We start from the raw sequence: 18,180 nt of genomic DNA, 5'->3' as shown, positions 1-18,180 counted from the left end.
CTCGATAAAGCATAGAAAACCATTTAAACAATTAACAGTGATCAGAAATTATTTCAAAATTGCATGGCGAAACCTGGTCCGGAACAAGACCTTTTCGTTCATCAATGTTTTCGGCTTAACGGTGGGTCTCACGTGTTTTTTACTCATTGCCGCATTCGTGTACGATGAGCTCAGCTATGACCGGTATGCCAAAGAGTCGGATAATATGTACCGGGTCGCCTTGCACCTGGATGAAAACGGCGGTACGACCGATTTTCCATTGGTGGACGCTGCCGTTGGCAGGGGCATTAAAGAAGCTTTCCCCGAAGTGACCTCCTTCACCAGGTTTGCCGGACTGGGACAATGGTACTTCACCTTCAACGGACAGAAGTTTAAAGAAAATAAAGTTGCTTTTCTCGATTCCAACTTCCTCCATACCTTTTCCATACCATTGATGGAAGGTAATCAGGTAACTGCACTCACGGAGCCCAACTCGATCATTCTGTCAAAGGCTGTCGCTATCAAATACTTTGACAAGGAACCAGCGATTGGCAAGCTGTTGACGGCTAACGACAAAACCTATAAAGTAACCGGTGTTTTCGATCAACTGCCAGGCAATTCGCATTTCCATTTCGACCTGGCCATCAGCATGAGCAGCCTGCCGGCAAGAAACGAAACCTGGAGTAATGTTTCGCGCTACACCTATTTGACCCTGCAGCCCGGTACCGATCCGAAGAAACTTGAAGCCAAATTCCCGCAACTGGTAGCCAAATATGTGGTTCCGGAAGTGCAGCAGGATATGGGCATATCGCTGGCCGAAGCGCAGAAATCGGTGAACACTTTCCGCTTCTTCCTGCAGCCGCTGACAGACATTCACCTCCACTCCAATACGAAATATGAATTGCAGGCCAATGGCGATATCAATTACCTGTACATATTCGGCGCATTGGCAATCTTTATATTGTTGCTCGCTTGCGTAAACTTCACCAACCTTTCTACCGCCAGCGCAGCCCGTCGTGCACGGGAAGTGGGCATTCGCAAGGTAATGGGTTCATTGAAGGGGCAACTGATCGCACAATTCCTGGCCGAGTCGATCTTGCTGAGCCTGCTGGCAACCGTCATCGCACTCGTAGCTCTATACTTCCTGCTGCCGGCGTTCAACCACCTGTCGGGCAAGGATATCAGGATTACCTTTTTCCTGCAGGTGCCTTCTTTACTGACCGCATTCGGATTCAGTTTGCTGACAGGCGTACTCGCCGGTCTTTATCCTTCGCTGGTACTTTCCTCTTTCGCGCCCATCAAAGTACTGAAAGGACGCCTGGCCAGTCAACCACGCGGGCACCTTCTGAGGAGCGGCCTCGTGGTATTCCAATTTGTGATCTCAACGGCACTCATCATATCCACCCTGATCGTATACCGCCAGTTGAATTTCATGCAAAACCAAAAGCTGGGATATGATAAAGATCAGGTACTGGTGATCCAGGACACCTATGCCGGGTTAGGCGCTAATGAAACCGCTTTCAAAGAAAAGTTGAAACAAGACAGACGCATCCTGCATGCCACAACCTCCTGGGCCATTCCCACCAGTGACAAGAAGGATGGTTCACAGGTCTACCTGAAAGCGGAGCAACAGGGAGAAACAAGGCAAGAGATACAATCGGGCATTTACCGGATAGACTATGACTACATACCAACCCTCGGCATGAAGGTGGTTGCGGGTAGAAACTTCTCACCCGATTTCCCATCCGATTCATCGGGCGTTGTGATCAATGAAACAGCGGTCAAATCGCTGGGTATCCGCGGCAATCCGCTAGGGCGCACCATCGTACGGTCGGGTCAAATAGAATATACCATTGTAGGTGTTGTACAGGATTTTCACACAGCGACCGCCCGTCAAAAGATCGCCCCCCTGATGATGTTGATGGGCCGAAATGGTGGCACCCTGATGGCCAAGGTTAAGACAACCGATATAAAGAAATTCCTGACCGATACCAAGGCGGCGTGGGAGTCTTTTAGCCCATCGACCCCATTTACGTATATGTTCCTGGATGAACAGTTTGCCACCCTATATGCGGCTGAAGAAAAGAGCGGCCAATTGTTTACGGTGTTTGCCGTGATCTCGATCGTAATAGCCTGCCTTGGCCTGTTTGGACTGGTGGCTTATACCGTAGAGCAGCGCACCCGCGAGATCGGTATCCGCAAAGTATTGGGCGCTTCTATACAGCAGGTATTGCTGCTGGTATCGAAAGAGTTTCTGTACCTCGTAGGCATAGCCCTCGTGGTGGCCATACCGGCCAGCTGGTGGGTCATGACGCAGTGGCTCGAAGACTTTGCCTACCGTACCACGATCAATGCAGGTGTATTTGTAGTGGCCGGTTTCATCGCATTGGCGATAGCCGCCGTCACCATCAGTTTCCAGGCGATCAAAGCCGCCTTGATGAACCCCGTTAAAAGTTTAAGAAGCGAATAAGCATACATTATTTAATCAACAACTAAAACCATTGCCAGTGTTGTGGAACTACTTAAAGCCAGGATGGAGGTCTTTACTAAGAAATAAAGCCTATACCACGATCAACATACTTGGGCTGGCAATGGGTATCAGCGCCTGCCTGGTGATCGTACTGATCGCCAGGCATGAGCTGAGCTACGATACCTTCCATCCCGGTGGAGAAAATATTTACCGGGTAGTAGGGTCGAGTCAGTTCAAAAATGAACCGCCCAAACCAAAAGGCTACGTCCCCTCTCCCCTACCCATGCACCTGCGCGAGCAGGTGAGCGGCCTTGGTGAGGTAGCTGGCTTTTATAACTACTACGCCAATGTAACGATCCCACGTGCCGGCCAGGAGCCCCTGAAGTTTGAACAACTCCGTGAACAGCCTTCCCCCATCATCGTAGCAGAAAAAGACTACTTCTCCATCTTCCACTACGAATGGCTGGCAGGCAACGCAGCGGTAATGAACGAACCCTTCCAGGTAGTGCTCACCGCCTCGGCCGCCAGGAAATATTTTGGCGAAGCTCCTGCGCAAGACCTGATTGGCCGCGAAGTGATCTACCGCGACTCACTGCCACTGCAGGTAGCTGGCATCGTGCAGGACTGGAAAGGGAACACCGATCTCAACTTTACTGATTTTATCTCCCTCCCTACTGTTCAACACAGTTTCCTGAAAAACGATATTGACCTCACAGGTTGGGGGGTGTGGGATTACTATTCGCAGGCCTATGTAAAGCTGGCAAACGGCGTTCAACGCAACCAGCTGGAAAGCCGCCTGGCCCGATTCGCCAAAGACAATTTAAGGGGCGAAGGGAATACGCTTTCATTACAGCCTTTGGCCGACCTTCATTTCAATGCGCTTTACGAAGATGGATATTCACGCAAAGTGCACCTGCCAACCTTGTATGGCCTGCTGGGCATTGCCGTTTTCATACTGCTGATTGCCGTAATCAATTTCATCAACCTGTCTACGGCTCAATCCATCAAACGATCTAAAGAAATAGGAATCCGCAAAGTATTGGGCAGTGGCCGCCTGGGCCTGCGCCTGCAGTTCTTCGGAGAAACGTTTTTGATCACCCTGACGGCAGTAACAATAGCGGCCCTTATGCTAAAACCGGTACTGGCCGCCTTTAACGACTTTATTCCGGCTGGTTTGATCCTGCAACCCTTTACCATCCATACCTGGGTGATATTGCTGGGCATCACGATCGTTACTACCCTGCTGGCCGGCTTCTATCCGGCCCGGGTCATTGCAGCGTACAATCCGGTATCGAGCCTCAAAGGGCAACCAGCCAGTGCACCACAACACAGACAATACCTCCGTAAATCACTCATCGTATTTCAGTTTACCGTATCCCTGGTCTTCATCATCGGAACGCTTGTAGTGGGCAAGCAGATCCATTACATGCTTACCACCGATGCCGGCTTCGACAAAGAGGCGATCATCAACCTTAAACCCGGCAGGGAAGAAACCCCTGCTAAAAAGATATTACTGGCCCAACAGCTGCAGCAACTACCCGGTGTTACCGCTGTTAGTCTGCATGGAGAAACGCCGGCGGCCAACCGTCATGGTGGCACCTCGATGAAAAATATTGGCGGAAATCTGCCAGATAATGAACTGATCGCTTCCTTCGGCTTTGCGGATGCCCAGTACCTGCCACTCTATAACATTAAACTGATAGCAGGCCGCAACCTATTGCCTTCCGATACCCTACGCGAGTTTGTCATTAACGCCAGTTGCGCGCGTGCGCTGGGTTATGAAGATCCCGCAAAAGCCATCGGCAACCTGGTAGAAGTAGGTATTTCCGGGAAAAGAGGCCCCATCGTAGGCGTTATAGAAGACTTTCACTCGAAATCCTTCCGTGAAGCCATCAACCCTTTCTTCCTCACCACGACAGCCAAGGCTGCCCGCACTATCAGTGTGAAGCTCCAGACTGGCGCACAACCCGGAGCAACCTGGCAAAAGACCATGGCCGCCATCGAAAGCAAGTGGCAGGCGATCTATCCCGACAAAGAACTGAACCTTTCCTTCTTTGATGAGACCATTGCATCCTTTTACGAACAGGAAAGAAAAACAGCCCGGCTGATGAACACCGCAATGGGCATGGCCATTTTTATATCCTGTATCGGCCTGTTTGGACTGGCAGCTTTCCTGATGCAGCAACGGACCAAAGAGATCGGCATCCGGAAAGTACTGGGCGCCAGCGTTGCCAGTATCACCTCCCTGTTATCGAAAGAGTTCCTCCAACTGGTGCTGATCGCAACACTGATCGCATCGCCCATTGCCTGGTACTTTATGCACCGGTGGCTGGAAAGCTTTGCGTACAGAACTGATATTAGCTGGTGGATACTGGTGCTGGCCGGCGCCATTGCCATGGTGGTCACTTTTTGTACCATCGGCTTTCAGGCCATTAAAGCGGCTATTGCCAATCCGGTGAAGAGCCTGCGTAGTGAATAAATGAATTGTCAGGACGTAAGCGCCCTGGATCGATTAAAATATAAAAACAACGGCACGTGTTTAAGAACTATTTGAAAACCGCCTGGCGGAACCTGTGGAAGAATAAGACGATGGCCTTCATCAATATACTGGGCCTCATGACCGGTATTACCTGTTGCTTACTGATCGGCCTCTATATTCAGCATGAATACAGCTACGACCGGTTTCAACAAAAAGGCGACCGCATAACGCGGGTATTGATGGATTACAAATTCTCGAGTGGCGACTGGAAAAAAGTACCTGTGACCAGCACGAAGGTATTGCCCGTATTCGCCACCACCTTTCCCGAAGTGGAAAACGGCGTGCGTATGACCCAATTGAAGCGGGTAGTAGCCATCGGTGACAAGCAATTCGAAGAGAAACGTTTCATGTTTGCCGACTCCACCTTCTTCAACCTGTTTTCCTTCAAACTGCTCGAGGGCGATCAGCGGCAGGCACTTTCAGGTCTCAATAAAGTGATACTCACCACAGCTACGGCTCAAAAGTATTTTGGGACACAGAACCCCGTGGGTAAGCTATTAAAGATCGGTAGCAGTGGTGTGCCGTATGAAGTAACGGGCATCCTTCCCAACTGTCCGTCGAATTCACAGATGCAGTTCGATTTCCTCGCCTCTTTTTCTTCGCTGGAAGCCAACCAGGTGGAAACCTGGTGGAATGCCAACTATACCACCTTTCTGTTGCTGAAAGATAAAGCGGGCATGAAGACCATGCAGCCGAAGGTGGATGCCTACATGGAAAAAGACATGGCCGGCAAAAATGCTTCTGTACGTTTCATACTGGAACCCTTCAACGATATTCACCTGCGTTCGGAGTTCGACAGCTTCGAGCCCAATACCAATATTGCGTACCTCTACATCCTTACTGGAGTAGCCGTATTGATCCTGGTGATCGCCTGCTTTACGTATGTGAATCTAAGCACGGCCCGTTCGCTCGACCGGGGCCGTGAAGTGGGCATCCGCAAAGCCATTGGCGCGCTGCGTCAGCAGATCTTCCGGCAATTCCTCAGCGAGTCGTTGTTACTGTCGGTACTCGCGGTACTGCTTAGCCTTGCAATGGTGATCGCCTTACTGCCGGCCTTCAACCGGCTGGCCGGTACCGAACTCACTACCGCATCCCTCTTCACGCCGGTGGTGGGCGGCTTTATATTGTTGATCATTGTGTGCATCAGCCTGCTGGCTGGTAGTTATCCCGCATTGGTTTTATCCTCTTTTCAACCTATAAAGGTGTTGAAAGGATCGCTCAGCAAAACAGGCAGTCGCGGCGCCTGGCTGCACAAGACCCTGATCGTGTTCCAATTCGGCATATCAGTATTCCTGGTAGTGGGCACGATGGTCATTCACCAGCAAATGCGTTTTATCCAAGACAAGAAACTGGGGTACGACAGAGACCATGTACTGGTATTACCCTGGGATAATAAAATGAATGACATCGGCAGCACCATCAAACAGGAGCTGGCCGCTATACCCGGCATTCAGTCGGTGTCACGCACCGGCCACCTGCCCACCACCATCGCAGGTGGTTACAATATGCGCACAGCTACCATGCCCGAAAGCGATAATATGTCGGTGATCGCCAACCCGATTGATGAAGACTACCTTCCCACCATGAATATTAAACTGCTTGCAGGATCAAACCTGAGCAGGCAGGACATCATAGACGTATCCGACGACCAAAAGGAGGGCATTCAGTATCACTTCCTCCTCAATGAATCGGCTGCCAAAGCCCTTGGGTGGACGGCCGCCAACGCAGTTGGTCAACGGATGTTCCTTGACGGGGGCCGCCCGGGCGTTGTGAAGGGTGTAATGGAAGACTTCCATTTTCAATCCCTGCACAAAGCCATTCAACCTTTGGTGTTGTTTCCTTCCGCTTACAGCTACAACCTGTTGGTAAAAGTGAACAGCGCCAACCTGCCGCAAACGATCGGTACGTTGCAACAGAAATGGAAACAGCTCGTAGCTCACCGGCCGTTCGACTACCATTTCCTGGATGAGGATTACAATAAAATGTACCAGGGCGAGCAAAGACTGTCGCAGATCATGAACCTGTTTGCCGCCATCGCCATCGGTCTGGCGTGTATGGGTCTCTTTGGATTATCGTACCACGCCATGCAGCAACGTCGCAAAGAGATTGGCATCCGCAAAGTACTGGGCGCTACTGTGCCCCAGATATTGCTGCTGGTATCGAAAGGTTTTATGAAACTGGTGTTGATCGCATTTGCCATCACGGTACCCGCTACCTGGTGGGCGATGCAGCGTTGGCTCGAAGATTTCGCTTACCGCACCAGCGTTGGCTGGATCTTATTTGGCGCTGCTGGTGTAATTGTATTGGCGATCGCTGCCGGCACAGTAAGCTTTCAGGCCATCCGGGCAGCCCTTAGCAACCCGGTGAAAAGCCTGCGAAGCGAATAATATGGCAACAACAGGCGGTGCCTGCACCGCCTTTGCACTATAAACCTTTAGTCTATGTTTCGCAATTATTTCAAAACGGCCTTCCGCAACCTGCAGCGCAACAAAGCGTATGCAGCCATCAATATCGCGGGTCTCACCATTGGGCTCACCGCCTTCTGGCTCATTGCCCTGTATGTGGCCGATGAACTGAGCTATGACCGATTCCATACCAACGCCAGCCGGGTGTACCGCGTAGCGCAGCATACCCGCTGGGATGGTGGTGATATACACCAGGCATCTACCTCAGCCCCCTTTGCACCGGCGTTGAAGGAAACCTTCCCGGACATACAGGAAGCTACCCGTATTATACCGGAAGGCGGAGGCATCGTTTCCTTTAAAAATAACCCGGTTAAGGCCGAGGACGTCTTCTTTGCCGATGCGAACATATTCAAGGTATTCACGTATCCATTTATTGCCGGCGATCCTGCAACCGCACTGCGTGAGCCACAATCGATCGTCATCTCCGAAACCCTGGCCCGTAAACTCTTTAACGATCCGCAGAAGGCGCTCAACCAAACCGTCTTCTTTTCGAATAACTTTCCCAATAAAGTAACCGGTGTCATGAAGGATGTGCCTGGCAACACGCACATGCGTTTCAGCGGCCTGCGTTCGCTGCCTGCCAACTATACCGACAACTGGCAAAACTTCAACAGCTATACTTACCTGCTGCTTCGCGAAAGAGCGCAGGTAAAGAAGCTCGAAGCAGCCCTGCCAGCCTTCGCCGCCCGAACTATTCAAAAGATCATGCGGGTGAACGATTACCGGATGGAGTTGCAGCCGCTCACCGCCATTCACCTGCATTCCGATCTGCAGATAGAGATCGGCCCCAACAGCAGCATTACACGGGTGTATATTTTTGCCTCTATTGCGATACTGGTATTGATCATCGCCATCATCAATTATATCAACCTTTCCACGGCACGATCCTCTACCCGCATCAAAGAAGTAGGGGTGCGTAAAGTGATCGGCTCGGGAAGGGGGCACCTCATCGGCATGTTCATCGCCGAAGCCCTGATACTGACCGTAGTAGCCACACTGGCCGCAGGCTTTTTCACCACCGTGCTGCTACCTTTATTCAATACGCTCTCGGGAAAGGAGCTCAGCCTCTGGCGCTTTGGTACTTTCACCACGCTGTTGTGCGTGATTGTATTTGCCTTGCTGGCCGGCGCCTTCAGCGGCCTCTACCCTGCCCTGTTCCTCTCCCGCTTCAAAGCGATCCCGGCCTTGAAGGGGCAAATGGGCAACTTGTCGAACAATATACTCTTCCGCAAATCGCTGGTCGTATTCCAATTCACCATCACCGTGATCATGATCGCCGGATCGATCATTATATACCGGCAATTACAATACACCTCCAAAAAGGACCTGGGCTTCAATAAAGAGCAGGTACTCACCTTCCATATACATGACCGGGAAGTGCGCAAGCAAACCGGTGCCATGAAGATCCAGCTTACCCAAAACCCATTGATAGAAGGCGTTGCGGTAGCAGGAAACCCCATCGGCAACAATGACCTCGGCGCGCATGGATTTGTATTTGAAATGAATGACGGCTCCTTCTCCACCAGCAATAAAATGTCGCAGGAACTGATGGTAGACGCGGATTACCTCGGCACCATGGGTATTCAGTTAAGCCAGGGAAGAAATTTTACACCTGGCAATGAAGCCGACAAATACGGATCGGCCCTGATCAATGAAACCCTGCTGCGCGAACTGGGGTGGAAAGATGCCCTGCACAAACGCGTCCGTTTTACCTACGGACAAGGAGAGGTGGGTGAAAGAACAGTAGTAGGCGTGGTCAAGGATTTTCATACCTATTCCCTGCAACACAAAGTGGAGCCGATGGTGCTGATGATGCCGCCGGTGGCTTCGATGGAAGACAATGTGTATGTAAAGATCAATACGGCGCATACGAAAGAGGCGCTGGCATGGATTGAAAAAGTGTACCACGAGCTCGACAAGAGCAATCCTGTCGAGTTCAACTTCCTCGATCAAAACTTTGCCCGCCAGTATGCCGCCGAACAAAAACAGGAAACCCTGGCACTGATATTCACGATACTGGCCGTATCCATTGCAGCCCTTGGCTTATTCGGACTTGCCGCGTTTACAGCACAGCAAAAGGTGAAAGAGATCGGCATCCGCAAGGTATTGGGCGCCTCTGTACCATCGATCGTCAGCATGCTGAGCAAAGACTTTATCAGGTTGGTGGTGATCGCTATCGTGATCGCTACGCCGATTGCCTGGATGGGCATGCACAACTGGCTGCAGGGCTTCGCCTACCGCGTCGGTATCCAGTGGTGGGTATTTGTGCTGGCCGGAGTGCTGGCGATGTTCATTACGTTGGTCACCATCGGCATACATGCCGTTCGGGCAGCCCGGGCCAACCCTATCAACAGTTTAAGGAACGAATAATTACCAACAATAAATCATTCACCGTGATCAAAAACTATTTCAAGACGGCCTTCCGCAGTTTGATGAGGAATAAAAGCTATGCTTTTATCAACGTTACCGGATTGGCGGTAGGCGTCGCTGCCGCACTCATGATCTACCTGGTCATCAGTTACCACCTGAGTTTTGACACGCATCACCAAAAGAAAGACCGCATCTATCGGGTCTTTACAAAAATAGAGGGAGCCGAAACCAACGAAGACCGTACGCCGGGCGTACCCTTTCCCGTGCCCAATGCCCTGCGCCAGGAATTTCCGGAGATAAAAGTAGCTGGTGTATTCGGCAGTAATAACGATCAGATCACGGTACTCGATGAACGTAATCAGCCTGGTAAGAAATTCAAGGAACCAAGAGGATTTTACTTTGCAGAACCGGAGTTGTTCGAAGTGTTCGACTTCACCTGGCTGGCAGGTGATGCGAAATCGGCATTATCCGGCCCCGATATGGTGGTGCTGACCAAAGAGATGGCAGAAAAATATTTTGGCGACTGGCATTCGGCGATCGGACGCTCCCTGAAACTGGAAAATGATGCCGTATTGAAAGTAACGGGCATATTGGACAACCCGCGGCCAACCACCGATATCCCGCTTCAAATCGTGGCATCGATGAAAACCTTCCGGAAAGCCAATCTCACCGATTGGGTCAGCGTCTGGAGTGGGCATCATTGTTATATTGCATTACCTGAAAATTATCCCGCCTCCCGCCTCGCTGGTCAATTGCCGGCTTTTGTCAAGAAAAACAAACCGGCAGAATATTTAAAGGAAGGGCTTGCCATACAACCGCTCGGCGAAATGCACTTCGATACCCGGTTGGGCGTGTACTCGCGCCAGGCTTTCAGCCGGGAACTGATCACCGCACTTTCACTAATAGGTTTGTTTCTCCTGATCATTGCCTGCGTGAACTTTATCAACCTCGCTACCGCACAGGCAGTAAACCGGGCCAAGGAAGTGGGTGTGCGCAAGGTATTAGGCAGCAGCCGGTGGAACCTGATCACCCAGTTCCTGGGAGAAACCTTCCTGATCACGTTCACAGCAGTATTGCTGGCAGCCGGCATTGCCTGGCTAACAGTGCCAGCACTTAATACGCTTTTGCAGATAGAAGTGTCACGATCATTTCTTACCTCGCCTGCCGTACCCTTGTTCATGTTTGGCACTACGGCCATCGTTACGCTGCTGGCAGGCTTCTACCCGGCCCTCGTGTTATCTGGTTACAATCCAATTACAGCCTTAAAGAGTAAAGTGGTGGCGATATCATCCGGCGGACTTACACTGCGCCGGGGGCTGGTCGTATTCCAGTTTGCCATTGCCCAGGTGCTGATCATTGGCATGTTGGTAGTCGTGAGCCAGATGAACTTTTTCAAGAATACCTCCATGGGCTTCACAAAAGACCATATACTCACCGTACCTATTCCCGGCGATAGCGCCGGACGTGCGCGCATCAATTACCTGAGGTCGGAACTGCTGCGGCAACCCGGCATCACGGATGTCAGCTTTGCCTTCACCAGTCCGTTCGACAATGGCAACTGGGGCACCGATTTTAAATTCGACAATAGTCCCAAGAACGCCTCATTTGAAGCCAACCTGAAATTTGCCGATGCCGAATATTTCAAGACCTACGATCTGGCATTTGTGGCAGGACGCTCCTATTTCCCTAGCGATACTGTCCGTGAATTCGTGGTTAGCGAAACATTTGTAAAAAAAGCAGGATTAACTAACCCGCAACAAGCCATTGGAAAAAAGATCGATCTCTGGGATGGCGACAAGGTGGGTACCATCTGTGGGGTGGTCAGGGACTTTCATACCCAGTCGCTCCGCGATGCCATTGAACCGGTGATCCTGGCGCCTGGCAAATCGACCTATCGTATGTTCGGGGCGCGCATCAAACCCGAAAAAACAACAGAAGTATTGGCCGCCATTGAGAAACTCTGGACCACCACTTATCCCGATTTCGTATACGAATACCAGTTCCTCGATGAAAAGGTAGAAAGGCTGTATCGTCGGGAAACCCAATTATCTAAACTCTATTCCATCTTCGCCGGCATCGCCATCTTTATCTCCTGCCTTGGCCTCTATGGACTCGTGTCGTTCATGGCCACCCAGCGTGTTAAAGAAGTTGGCATTCGCAAGGTGCTCGGCGCTTCCGTGGGCAATATCGTGTATCTCTTTTCCCGTGAGTTTACGCTGCTGATCCTCCTGGCCTTTGTAGTGGCGGCGCCGGTGGCCTGGTACCTGATGAGCCGCTGGCTGGCCGATTTCGAATACCGTATCCCCATGGGCGCCGGCATTTTTGCACTCGCCATGGGAGGATCGATCATCATAGCCTGGATCACGGTCGGTTATCGTGCCGTGCGGGCAGCATTGACCAATCCTGTAAAAAGTCTCAAAAGTGAGTAGATGACCGTTAACGTTAAAATGACAAACAGTGCTCAAGACCTATTGTAAGATCGCCTGGCGAACCGCCATCCGTAACCGGAGCTTCACGGCCATCAGCCTGGGAAGCCTCGTATTAGGTATTACCCTGTTCTTCCTCATCAGCCTTTGGGTGAGGGATGAAATGTCTTACGACGACGCCTTCGCCGTACAGGAACAGGTTTGCCGCCTGGAAAGCGACCTCGTCATGCCCGATGGGCAGGCAAGCAAAAGCAGCAATGTAGGCTGGCCCATTGGCAGAACCCTGAAAGCACAGTATCCCGAAATAGAAGCACTCACTTACCTGCGCGATTGGCGCCCCATCGTAAAGATGAAAGACGATCGCTTCTTTGAATATGCCCTGTATGCCGACGAATCGTTTTTTCCCGTATTCGGCTATTCGTTGGTAGAGGGCGATGCCGCCACTGCGTTGCAGCATCCCTACAGCGTGGTACTTACCAAAGCACTAAAAGAGAAATACTTTGGCAAAGAGTCGGCGCTCGGCAAAACGATCATGATCTACGATACGGTTCCTTTTAAGGTAACCGGTGTATTCGGTGATCTACCCGCCAATTCGCACCTGCGGTTCGATATGATCGGTTCATTTGCTTCTGGCTGCAGCCTCAACCCCGGCATGTGCGAAGAAGAATTCACCAAGGGCTGGTTCGACATCAACGTCTACAACTATGTGCGCCTGAAGAAAAGCGCCGGTGTAGCCTCTACATCGGCCAAGATCAAAAACCTGGTGCAGATGGCAGGCAAGGAAGCTGTAGCTCAGTCGGGTTTCAAAGCAACCTTATCGCTTCGCCCAATTAAAGATATCTACCTCTATTCCGATATGCCTACGGCACGGGGTACGGTTGGCAACATCAAGACCATACAGTTGTTCCTGGCTATCGGTATTTTTATACTGCTGATTGCCTGCCTCAATTTCATCAATTTGTCTACGGCCCGTTCGGTGGATAGGGCCAAAGAGATCGGCATTCAAAAAGTACTCGGCAACGATCGCCCCAAACTCATCCTGCAATTCCTGACTGAGGCGGCTATGTTATGCAGCATCGCTGCCCTCATCAGCATCATCCTGATGGTGGCGCTGCTACCTGCCTTCAATGCCTTTGCGGGTAAATCATTTACGGTAAGCTCCCTGTTATCACCCGGCAACCTGTTGCTGCTGTTGGGCATTATCCTGGCATTGGTACCACTAGCGGGCTTCTACCCTGCCTGGGTGTTATCGTCCTTTAAACCCATCAAAGTACTCAAGGGTAGTTTTTCGCATAGCAGCTCCGGCACGTTGCTGCGCCAGTCGTTGGTCGTGCTGCAATTCGTGATCTCGGCAGGCTTCATTATGTGTACCGTGATCATGTGGCAGCAAATGAAATACATGCAGGGGCGTGACCTGGGTTTCGACAAAGACAAAATGCTCGTGGTAGATATCAACAAACTGCCCTGGACCCTGCGACATGATAAAGCGCCGCTGTTCAAAACCGAACTGTTGCGCAAGAACGGTATGCGGGCAATGACTGCCGCCGGCGCCGTTCCCGGCCGTTCGGGCTGGGCCGGTCAGTTTGCCTATCCCGAAGGCAAAACCAAAGAAGAAGCCCTCGTGGTTGAGTACATCACCACCGATCATGATTATGTGAAGACCATCGGCCTGCCACTGGTTGCCGGCCGCGACTTCTTGCCCAACAGCGAAGCGGATACCAAAGAGTCGTTTATCATCAACGAAACGGCCGTCAAAGAATTTGGCTGGGTCAATCCGCAGCAGGCCCTGGGCCGCAAATTATCCACCTCGGGCAAAGAAGGCATCGTAGTCGGCGTGTTGAAAGACTATCATCAGCACGGCCTGCAAGCAAAGATCAACGCGGTTGTATTGAGCCCTGTAGGTTATTATTCGCTGTTCGCGGCACGCTATGACAACATAACGCCATCGCAGGCCGTAGCAAACCTGCAGGCCACCTGGAATGAAGTGTTTAAAGGTTACCCGCTCGAATACCGCTTCCTCGATGAAGATTACCAACGCCAGTACCGTAAAGAAGAAAACCTGCAAAGCTTTTTCGGTATTGCAGCCGGCCTCTCAGTATTGATCGGTTGTCTCGGCTTGCTGGGCCTGATCATTTACACAGCCCATAAGCGGATCCGGGAGATCGGGATACGCAAGGTATTAGGCGCCGGTATCGCCCATATCGTGGCCCTGCTGTCGGCCGATCTGCTGAAGCTCGTGGGCATTGCGATCGTACTGGCCGTGCCGGTAGCCTGGTGGACTATGCACCATTGGCTGCAACAATTTGCTTATCGCATTACGATCAACTGGTGGGTATTTGCCGCCTCTGCCGGCATTGCCCTCACAATAGCCATGTTCACGATCAGCTTTCAGGCATTGAAAGCGGCACTGATGAATCCGGTGAAAAGCCTGAAGACCGAATAATATTATTAAAGGAAATTGCCATGATTCCTACCACCCATCTTTCCAGCGCCTGGCGCAACCTTGTCCGAAACAGGATGTACACGATCCTCAATATACTCGGCCTGTCGTTGAGTATAGGGATCGCCATCGTCATATTCATGATCATCCGGTTCGAACACAGCTTCGATACCTGGCATACCAATAGCCCCCGGATTTACCAACTGCTGGGCACCGATAAATTTGACGGCCTCAACTCCCATATACCACAAGGAGCCATCCGCGCACTCAAAGACAAAGTGCCGGGTGTTGAAAAAGCCGTGAATGTGTTGCAATACACCCCCTCCGTGATCAAGGTCAAAGAACAAAACCTGGAACAGGATAAAACCTATTTTGCTTCGCCCGATCTGTTCGACATTATCGATGTGCAATGGATCGAAGGTTCTCCACAGGCATCGCTGGGTCAACCCTACCAGGTAGTACTGGATGAGCCAACTGCCATCCGCTTGTTCAAATCGACCACACAGGCCATGGGCCAATCCATCCGGTACGAGAACACACTGGACCTCACCGTGACGGGTATCATCAAAGCCATGCCGCCCAACACCCAGTTCAGGATGGGAATGATCCTGTCGTACGCATCGCTATTGAAATACATGGACTGGTACAAGGATGAGAATTACTGGAGCGGAGGCGATTCGCATTTCCAGGGATTTGTACTGTTGAAACCCGGCGTTCAGCCGGCCAGCATAGTCACTGCCCTCAATAAAGAAGCAGCAGCGCGGAAAGACCAGGCCAGCATCATCAACTATCAGTTGGTACGTTTGTCCGACCAGCATTTCAATGCCAACCCCGAGATCGACTTCTTCAATTACGCAATGCCCCGCTGGTTGCTGTATACGCTTACCTGCATAGGTATTTTCCTGTTAATGATCGCCTGCATCAATTTCGTCAACATGGCCACCGTACAAGCCATGCAACGCAACAAGGCCACGGGTATCCGTAAAATATTAGGCGGCAGCCGCGCCAGTCTCATCGGACAATTCCTGCTGGAAACCGGTCTGGTCGTAACAGCAGCCCTCGCGGGTGGTGCCCTGCTGGCTTATGTGTTATTGCCCTTTACCGGCGAACTACTGCAAACGCAGGTAGCCCAATGGGATCCCTGGCGCAGCGACCTCCTGCTGTTCCTCGGCATCACAGGACTGGTACTCACCCTCCTCTCGGGCATCTACCCGGCCATCATGTTATCGGGTTTCAAACCCGTGAATATGTTGCGCACACAAGTATTCGGAATGCCTGGAAAAGGCTTCTCACTCCGTCGCCTGCTGGTGGTAACGCAATTCACGATAGCCCTTATCCTCGTCATCTGCACCCTGATCGGAGTAAAACAGCTCAATTATTTCCAGCACAAAGATCTGGGCTTCGATAAGGCATCAGTGATCAGGATACCCATGCCCGAAGCACGCAGTCAGCTGTTGCGGGAAAGGCTGCGTCGTGGCCTGCAGCAATCTACTGCGATCCGCGATGTCACCTTCGGACTCACTACCCCATCGGGCACTACCAACTGGTGGTGGGCCAATGTAAAACACTACGGACTGAAAGATGGCGAACAGCAATTCCGCCAGCAGTTCGTCGACACCAACTACTTATCTTTTTACAAGATACCCCTGGTGGCAGGCCGGTCATTCACCATAGCCGACAGCAACCAGGCCATTGTCCTGATCAACGAAAAAGGCGCCCGTGATATGGGCATAACCGACCCCGCCAAAGCACTGGGGCAGCAGGTTACCCTTTGGAAAGATACATACACCATAGCAGGTGTAGTAAAGGACTACCAGTCGCAAAGTCTGCAATGGGGTACAACACCCCATATATTCATGTACAATGGACGATTCTTTAACGCTTCTATCCGTATCGATCCTGTCCAACAGGAAGCAGCCCTGCAACTGGTGGAGAAGGAATGGAAAGCGCTCTTTCCCGATTACTATTTCAAATATGAGTTCCTCGATGATAACCTGAAGAGCTTTTACAGTGATGAGACCAAACTCGCGCGGTTCCTCTCGCTGTTCTCCATAATTGGCATATTGATAGGTTGTCTGGGCGTGTACGGCCTTGTTGCCTATGTATGCATGCGCAAAACAAAGGAGATCGGAGTCCGGAAAGTACTGGGCGCAGGGTTTATGGACATAATGGGCCTGCTCAACAAGGAGTTCGTATGGCTCATCGGCATTTCGTTCGTGATCGCAGCGCCGATAGCTGGCATTACCATGCACCACTTCCTGCAGGATTATGTACACCGCATCCCCATGTCGTGGTGGATATTCCTGCTGAGCGGAGCGGGCGCTTTATTGGTCACCTTGCTCACCATCAGTTTCCAGGCTACCAGGGCAGCCATCGCCAACCCGGTTAAAAGTTTAAGAAATGAATAATCAATAAACAACATAAACAGCATACTATGAAGCAGATACTCACCCTCCTGCTGGCAAGCAGCATAGTTTCCCTGGCACAGGCTCAGGAAGAACTACCTTACATGACCAAATCATTGAAGGACGCCGCCATTGAGAAAGTAACGGCCGAAACCTCCGGTGGTAATATCTCGATCACCGGCAATGCCACCGACCTGAAGATCGAAGTGTATGTGCGTCCCAACAATGGCCGCAAAAATGATCTCACTAAAGAGGAGATAGAAAAGAAGCTGAATGAGGACTATGAATTTACCGTTTCCACGGCCAACCATGTACTGACAGCCATCGCTAAACCGAAAACCAAATCGGGTCGCTGGGACTGGAAGAAGGCGCTTTCTGTTTCCTTCAAGATCTATGTGCCCCGCAATGTAGCGACCAACCTCACCACCAGTGGCGGTAACGTATCGCTCGCTCACCTCTCCGGCGTACAGGATTTCCGCACCAGTGGCGGCAACCTCCACCTCGAAGACCTCACCGGCAAGATCAAGGGGGCTACCTCGGGCGGCAATATTCACCTTAAAGACTCTAAAGACGATATTACCCTCACTACCAGTGGCGGCAATGTAGAAGCCCGCAACTGCGATGGAAAATTGCACCTCACCACTTCCGGCGGAAACGTAACGCTCGAGGACCTGAGTGGCAATATCGATGCAACGACCAGCGGTGGTACGGTGCGTGGCAATGCCATCAAAGGTGACCTCTCGGCCGTTACCTCGGGCGGCAATGTTATGCTCTCCGATCTTTCTGCGAGCGTGAATGCCTCCACCAGCGGTGGTAATATGAACGTCACCATTAAGGAACTGGGCAGCTTTGTAAAACTGTCCAACTCCGGCGGCAATATCAACGTCGAGTTGCCGGGCAACAAAGGCCTCGATCTTCGTATTACTGGTGACAAAGTAAAAGCCAGCGCACTCAACAATTTCAGCGGTACGGTAGATGAGGATTCTATCGACGGCAAGCTCAACGGTGGCGGCATACCCGTAACCGTAAAAGGAAGCAGCGGCAGGGTAACCCTGACGATCAAATAATCAGCTCCGGGCATCGCCG

The 18,180-nt window shown here is 51.4% G+C and carries 8 protein-coding genes; all 8 read left to right on the top strand.

What is annotated here, in order from left to right:
- Positions 1–37 precede the first annotated feature (37 nt).
- The 8 genes from P2H89_RS26480 to P2H89_RS26445 are packed head-to-tail and all read left to right on the top strand — an operon-like array spanning position 38 to position 18,161.
- On the top strand, positions 38–2,449 hold the full coding sequence (locus P2H89_RS26480) for an ABC transporter permease (protein WP_275832769.1): 2,412 nt from the start codon (positions 38–40) through the stop codon (positions 2,447–2,449).
- A 37-nt stretch (positions 2,450–2,486) separates the two neighbouring features.
- On the top strand, positions 2,487–4,928 hold the full coding sequence (locus tag P2H89_RS26475; RefSeq protein ID WP_275832767.1) for an ABC transporter permease: 2,442 nt from the start codon (positions 2,487–2,489) through the stop codon (positions 4,926–4,928).
- Positions 4,929–4,984: 56 nt separating this feature from the next.
- On the top strand, positions 4,985–7,375 hold the full coding sequence (locus P2H89_RS26470) for an ABC transporter permease (protein WP_275832765.1): 2,391 nt from the start codon (positions 4,985–4,987) through the stop codon (positions 7,373–7,375).
- A gap of 54 nt (positions 7,376–7,429) precedes the next feature.
- Positions 7,430–9,823: an ABC transporter permease gene (locus P2H89_RS26465; RefSeq protein WP_275832763.1), complete on the top strand. Its 2,394-nt coding sequence runs from the start codon at positions 7,430–7,432 to the stop codon at positions 9,821–9,823.
- Between the two features lie 23 nt (positions 9,824–9,846).
- Entirely contained in the window at positions 9,847–12,252 is a 2,406-nt protein-coding gene (locus tag P2H89_RS26460) for an ABC transporter permease (protein ID WP_275832760.1), read from the top strand.
- A gap of 28 nt (positions 12,253–12,280) precedes the next feature.
- On the top strand, positions 12,281–14,692 hold the full coding sequence (locus P2H89_RS26455) for an ABC transporter permease (RefSeq protein WP_275832758.1): 2,412 nt from the start codon (positions 12,281–12,283) through the stop codon (positions 14,690–14,692).
- Positions 14,693–14,712: 20 nt separating this feature from the next.
- Positions 14,713–17,097, top strand: coding sequence for an ABC transporter permease (locus P2H89_RS26450; RefSeq protein ID WP_275832755.1), 2,385 nt, complete (start codon positions 14,713–14,715; stop codon positions 17,095–17,097).
- Between the two features lie 26 nt (positions 17,098–17,123).
- Positions 17,124–18,161, top strand: a complete 1,038-nt coding sequence (locus tag P2H89_RS26445; RefSeq protein ID WP_275832753.1) for a hypothetical protein — start codon at positions 17,124–17,126, stop codon at positions 18,159–18,161.
- Positions 18,162–18,180: the final 19 nt, after the last annotated feature.

Source organism: Paraflavitalea sp. CAU 1676 (assembly GCF_029223285.1).
Classification (GTDB): domain Bacteria; phylum Bacteroidota; class Bacteroidia; order Chitinophagales; family Chitinophagaceae; genus Paraflavitalea.
The sequence above is the reverse complement of the archived record's forward strand: the minus strand, read 5'-3'. Positions and strand labels throughout refer to the sequence as shown.

Coding starts and splice junctions, on each gene's coding strand:
- P2H89_RS26465 (WP_275832763.1), top strand. CDS start 7,430: ATGTTTCGCAATTATTTCAAAACGGCCTTCCGCAACCTGCAGCGCAAC.
- P2H89_RS26450 (WP_275832755.1), top strand. CDS start 14,713: ATGATTCCTACCACCCATCTTTCCAGCGCCTGGCGCAACCTTGTCCGA.
- P2H89_RS26445 (WP_275832753.1), top strand. CDS start 17,124: ATGAAGCAGATACTCACCCTCCTGCTGGCAAGCAGCATAGTTTCCCTG.